At 69.4% G+C, this 5,837-nt stretch carries 3 protein-coding genes; all 3 read right to left on the bottom strand.

Annotated elements, in window-relative coordinates:
* Positions 1 to 70: 70 nt before the first annotated feature.
* The 3 genes from VGZ32_RS27995 to VGZ32_RS27985 all read right to left on the bottom strand — a co-directional run bounded on the left by VGZ32_RS27995 (position 71) and on the right by VGZ32_RS27985 (position 4,592).
* The gene (locus VGZ32_RS27995) at positions 71 to 1,297 is read right to left on the bottom strand and encodes an epoxide hydrolase (protein ID WP_326889235.1); all 1,227 of its coding nucleotides are present in this window, start codon (positions 1,295 to 1,297) and stop codon (positions 71 to 73) included.
* Positions 1,298 to 1,578: 281 nt separating this feature from the next.
* Entirely contained in the window at positions 1,579 to 4,338 is a 2,760-nt protein-coding gene (locus tag VGZ32_RS27990; protein ID WP_326889234.1) for an ATP-binding protein, read from the bottom strand.
* A complete protein-coding gene (locus VGZ32_RS27985; RefSeq protein ID WP_326889233.1) occupies positions 4,338 to 4,592 on the bottom strand; it encodes a hypothetical protein in 255 nt (84 codons plus the stop codon). The genes VGZ32_RS27990 and VGZ32_RS27985 overlap by 1 nt, the downstream gene beginning before the upstream one ends.
* Positions 4,593 to 5,837: the final 1,245 nt, after the last annotated feature.

The raw sequence follows: 5,837 nt of genomic DNA, 5'->3' as shown, positions 1-5,837 counted from the left end.
CCCGGCGGGCCGGGAGTCCGGAAGGAGGCCACCCGGATCCCGCCAGGAGAGGGGATGTGCAGACGTCGGGCTAGCGCAGTGACCGGAACGCGGCGCGGAGCTCACTGGCGAACAGCGCCGGTTCCTGCCAGGCGGCGAAGTGGTTGCCCCGGTCGAGCTCGTTGAAGTAGATGAGCTTGGGGTAGGCCCGCTCGGCCCAGCTGCGCGGGGCCTTGTAGATCTCGTGCGGGAAGACGCTCACCGCGGCCGGGATCGAGACGCCCTTGACGTCGAAGAAGCCGACCGTGTTCTCCCAGTACAACCGGGTGGAGGAAACCCCGGTGTTCGTCACCCAGTAGAACGTGAGGTTGTCGAGGACCTCGTCCCGGGTCAGGTTGCCGACGGGGTGCCCGGCGAAGGCGTCGGCGATGTCGGCGTAGCTGGACGCGTCGTGGTCGATCATCCAGGCCGCCAGGGTGACGGGCGAGTCAGCCAGGCCGTACAGCGTCTGCGGCCGCGTCCCCATCTCCACCCCGTACCCGACGCCCTTGGCGAAGAAGAAGTTCAGCTGCTCGAACGTGCGGTTTTCCTCCTCCGACAGGCCCGACGGCGGCGGGCCGCCCGCCCCGAACACGTTGCGCACCAGCGTCAGCCAGACATCCGCCGGGACGACGCCGGCCATGTTGGTGTGGATGCCGAGCAGCCCCGCGGGTGCCTGCACGCCCATCAGGTCGGTGATGACCGCGCCCCAGTCGCCGCCTTGCGCCACGTAGCTCTGGTAGCCGAGGCGCTTCATCAGCGTGTCCCACGCCTGCGCTATCCGGACGGGGCCCCAGCCGAGGTCCCGCGGCTTGCCGGAGTACCCGTAACCCGGCATCGAGGGGATTACCACGTCGAAGGCGTCCGCCGCGCTCGCGCCGTGCGCGGTGGGGTTGGTGAGCGGGTCGATGACGTTCAGCAGCTCGATGACCGAGCCGGGCCACCCGTGTGTGATGATGACCGGCAGCGCGTTCTCGTGCGGCGAGCGGACGTGGATGAAGTGAATGTCCAGCCCGTCGATCTCGGTGACGAAGTGCGGCAGGGCGCCCAGCCGGGCCTCGCAGCGGTGCATGTCGTACTCCGTTGGCCAGTAGCGGGCGAGTTCCTGGGTCACTGCCTGCTGCACGCCCTGCGAGGAGTCGGCGACGAGTTCTGGGTCTGGCCAGCGGGTGGCGGTGATGCGGGCGCGCAGCGCCTTGAGTTCCGTCTCGGGGGTGACCGGGACCGTGAACGGCCGGATCGCCGTGGCACCCGCTGTCATTTCGGTCGTAGCGGACATAGGGAGTTCCCTTCTCCGTGGGAGTGGCTACGACATGAAGCCTCCTCGGTTCCCCTCCGCGAAGCGCCCGTGCCGGACCCCGGGATTGCTCACCGGGGTACCCACCGGGCAGCGCGCGGGCTGGCCCAGGGGCGCGGTGAAGGCCGCGGCAGTCAGCCGATCTCGTCCGGAAAAATCAAAAAGATTATCACGGGCGAGTTCGTGGTTCCCTCCAGTCCGCGCCAGTGTCTCCTCGGGGGGCGGGATGCGTTATGGCCCGGTCCCCGGAGTCCCGGCCAGGATCAGCTGGGGGCCGGACCGTCCAGGGCACTCGCGAGCTCCCGCCGGGAGCGGATGCCGAGTTTGGTGAACACGTTGTGCAGGTGCCACTCGACGGTCCGCGAGCTGAGGAAGAGCCGGGTGCTGATCTCGGGATTGGACAGCCCGTCGCGGGCCAGCCGCGCCATCTGCCGCTCCTGGGCGGTCAGATCGTCGCGCGTGTCGGCTGTCCGCTTGCGAACGTTCTCGCCTGTCGCCTGAAGTTCCTTGCGCGCGCGCTCCGCGAATGCCTCCATCCCGATCGCGGCGAGCATCTCGTGGGCCGTGCGCAGCTGCTCGCGCGCGGCCACCCGGCGGTTCTCGCGGCGCAGCCACTCACCGTAGAGAAGGTGCGCGCGGGCGAGCTCTGGACGGAGCCGGCTGCGCCTCAGCCGCTCGATCGCCTCGCGGTACAGATCGTCGGCGGCCGCCCCGTCGCTGAGCAGCGCCCGGCAGCGGGCTTCGATGCCACGTGCGAACTCGGTGCGGCAGGGCTGTGTCGTCTCGGCCAATCGCTCGAGCGCGTCACGGGCGAGCTCGGCCTCTCCTGCGCGCACGGCCGCCTCGACCAGTTCGGGCAGCACCCACATGGACCACCAGTTGAGGGGGTCTGAGGCGGCTTGCCGGGCTTCGGATGCCGCCTCCTCGTAGCGGGCGACACCGTTGTAGAGGACGGCGGCCGCCCAGTGCGCCCAGGCCGACGCCATCCCTTGTCCTCCGGGCGCGGCCAGCTCGATCGCGCTCGCTATCGGTGCAGCGGCCTCGGCTTCCCTCCCTTGCAATGCCAGGAGCCTCAGCAAGGCGTAGGGCGCCTGGCGGCTCTCGGTCGCCGCCGCCACGGTGTCGGTCTCCGCGATGAGCGAGGCGGCACCTGCGAAGTCGCCCATCCACGAGGTTGCTATCGCCAAATTGGAGAGGGAGCTCGGCAGCGCCGCAAGTGCGCCAGCGTCGCGGAGGAGCCGGACCTCTCTTGCGGAGTTCGCGCGCATACCCTCGATGTCCCACAGGAGAGCGGTGGCGGACGCCGCGATCCAGCCCCATAGCAGGACGTCCGTCACGGGGATGCCAGCGAGCGCTTTTGCTGCTCGCTGCAACGTCGGAGTGGCGGCAGCGTGCCCCTCGGTGGTCAGCAGCGCGAGACCGTCAAGGAGGAGGTCAAGGGGACGCGGAGCACCTGGCGGCGGAGGGAGCGCCCGCACGGCGCGGCAGATCTCCAGGAGGACGCCCTCTCTCGCCACATGCGCGGCGACGAGCGTCGCGCCCCAGGCGGTCAGGTAGGTGTCACGCGCGAGCGCTAGGTCGAACGGCTCGAGCCGCCTCGCCGCATTCAGCAGCAGCGCGGGAGCATCGCTGTCAAGAAACGAGATGAAGGCGACGTGGGCCCGTAGCAGGTCGGCGCGGGCGCGCTGAAACTCGTCGAGCGCTCCGGTCTCCACCGCGGCGGCTAGTGCGAGAGCCGCGTCGAATTCGCCGGCCTGCAAGCAGGCCTGCGCCGCGGCCAGAGCGCGATCCGCCCGCCGCGCCGGGTCGTTCGTCAGCGCCACGGCGCGCCTCAGGAACGCCGCCGTGGCGGCGAGCCCGCCGCGCGCCTGCGCCCGGCCAGCCGAGTGCTCGAGCTCCAGGGCAACCTGCTCATCGGGCCCCGCAGCGGCCGTGGCCAGATGCCACGCACGACGGTCCGGGTCGGCCTCTCGGTCGGTCGCTTCGGCCAGCGCCAGGTGGGCCGCGCGGCGATCCTCGGCCGTCGCCGATCGGTACATCGCCGAGCGCACCAGCGGATGGCGGAACGTCACCCGTCCGCCGATCTCCAGCAATCCATCCGCCTCTGCGGCCTCCGCGTCCGCGGGCCCCAGACCGAGCCGCTTGGCCGCGCGCCACAGCAGTAGCGGATCGCCGGCCGGCTCCGCCGCCGCGACCAGCAACAGACGCCGCCCGTCAGCAGAGAGCAGCTCAAGACGCCGGACGAAGCTCTCCTCGATCCGCCCTGTCAGCGCCTGTGTACTCATCAGGCCGAAGCCGCCCGCCAGCTGCGTCGCGGTCAACCCACGCGGCAGCTCAAGCAGCGCCAGCGGATTCCCCCGCGTCTCGGCGACGATGCGGTCCCGGACTGCCTCATCCAGTTTGAACCGCACGGCGGAGTTCAGCAGCGCGTGCGCGTCGCCGTTGCGCACACCCTGCACCTCCAGTTCGGGCACGTGCCGAAGCTCTCCGCCCGGCTCGCGGATGCCGAACACGATCCCGACCGGCTCGGCCAGCAGCCGGCGGGCGACGAAGGCCAGCGTCAGTCCCGAGGCCTGATCGAGCCACTGCGCGTCATCGACGACACACAGCAGCGGACGTTCCTCGGCTACCGCCGCGAACAGGCTCAACACCGCCAGCCCGACGAGAAACCGATCCGGGGCTACGCCGGCGCTCAGGCCGAACACGATCTCCATGGCCTGCCGCTGCGGCGCTGGGAGCCGGTCGAGCCGGTCGAGCAGCGGCACGCACAGCTGATGGAGACTGGCGTAGGCCAGCTCCATCTCCGACTCCACCCCCGCCGCCCGGATGACCGCCAGATCCGACGCCGACGCGATCAGGTGTTCCAGCAGCGCCGTCTTCCCGATTCCAGCCTCGCCGCGCAGCACCAGCGACCGGCTCTCGCCGCGGCGGACCGCCGAGACCAAGTCGTCCAGCAGCGCGCACTCGCTCGACCGGCCACGTAGTGTCGGGCGCCTCCCCGCTTCCCGGGAACGGCTCTCCATCAGCAACGGCCGCGCGTCGAGCTGCCAAAGCGCCGCAAGGCCGGCCGCTGCAGACGGGAAGTCCGAGCCCTTGATCCCTTCAGCGTCTCGAGCTGCTCGCCCGCCGGGAGCTCGGCAAACGGCCGGCTGCCGTTGAGCACTGACACGCCGTCTTCGGTCGTCCGCGCGGCCCCGGAATCCTCGCACGCGACCTCAGCAAGCTTCTCGACGACTCGCGCGTAGACATCGTTGGACAACGCGTCGTGGGGGTACATGGTATGAGCGGCGGCGGTGTTAGTCGCGATGGCCCGACTGCCGAGCGAGCCGTTTCGGGCGTGCCCAGGTGCAGCTCCCTCCACGAAGCAGACACTACGCCTCCTGGAGCACCATGTCGACGCGGAGCGGGATCCGGCCCGGCCAGGTCAGTCCCTTGTCGGGCTTGCTCAAAGCGGGTCGCCGCGCTGCTGATACCGCTCGCGCGATGGCACCCACGACCGTAGGGGCTGACTCCGCGAGGCGGCGTGCGACCTCGGTGCGACCCGCATCTACCCGAGCGAGCAAATCCGTCAACACACGCGCTGCGAACTCCAGCAGACAGGTCGCCTCTCAAGATCCGGTCCTGTCAGCTGAGCTGTCAGCTTCCAGTATCCGGGCGACGTCGTGACTCCTGCACGCCGTGGGATCTTGGCCGCTGACCGCGACCTTGACCACCTGGGCAGCCACGCGCTTGTCGCCGTCAGGGCCGCGCTCCGCCTAGTGATCAGGGTCGGGGCCGTGTCGGCTGGTAAGCGGCCGCTGATCCCGTCTCACTGGCGCCGGGAGGCTGTCAACCCGGACGCGATCTTGGACCGGGCCATTCAGATTAGATGTTCTGTGCGCAATACGCGCTGCATCAAGAGTGATTACCACCCGCGCCGAATCGGCGTTAGGCGCGATGCTTTATCTCGCAAAGATTCGTTCGCTACTCTACGCGACTTCTGGCATAGTGGCACAAGGCCGTCGTTGAGACGGGCGGGCGGCAGGTGCCGTGTCGCCGCCATTTGTCAGGCGGACTTATCCTGAGCCCGCGATCCCCGGCTGCTCTGTCGCCGGGGATCGATATCCTCTCGGTTCCTGAAGCGGCGGTCTGTTTGACCGAGAGAAGCCGGTAGGCAGTGGTGACGGGTGGACGGAGTCGCGCCGGAGGCTGCATGCCTGGCTAGCTGAGCGTAGCCAGCTTCTGGCTGAGTATTACGCGTCGGCCATATATTTCCTGTTGACGCTAGAAGCGCCTGCGCGGATGTCCCATGTCGCCCACGCGGTGCGGGAGCTTTGTCTTCACCTGCCAGATGCCGTGGGGTGGTCAAGCTTGACGGCAGGCAGAGCGAGGCGAGGTCCGGGGAATTCATCAAAGCGCGGGAAGCCGCTCGCCTGCCGGATGATGCCGGCGGCTTCCGGGTGTGCGGTGAGGTTGTCGCCTGAGCGTGAGTGCACCGACTGCGCCGGACATGGCGACGTACTGCACTACTCTAATCGAGATG

It is taken from the genome of Actinocrinis sp., from assembly GCF_035938995.1.
Taxonomy (GTDB): Bacteria; Actinomycetota; Actinomycetes; order Streptomycetales; family Catenulisporaceae; genus DASZGI01.
This window is presented reverse-complemented; position numbering and strand designations above follow the sequence as displayed.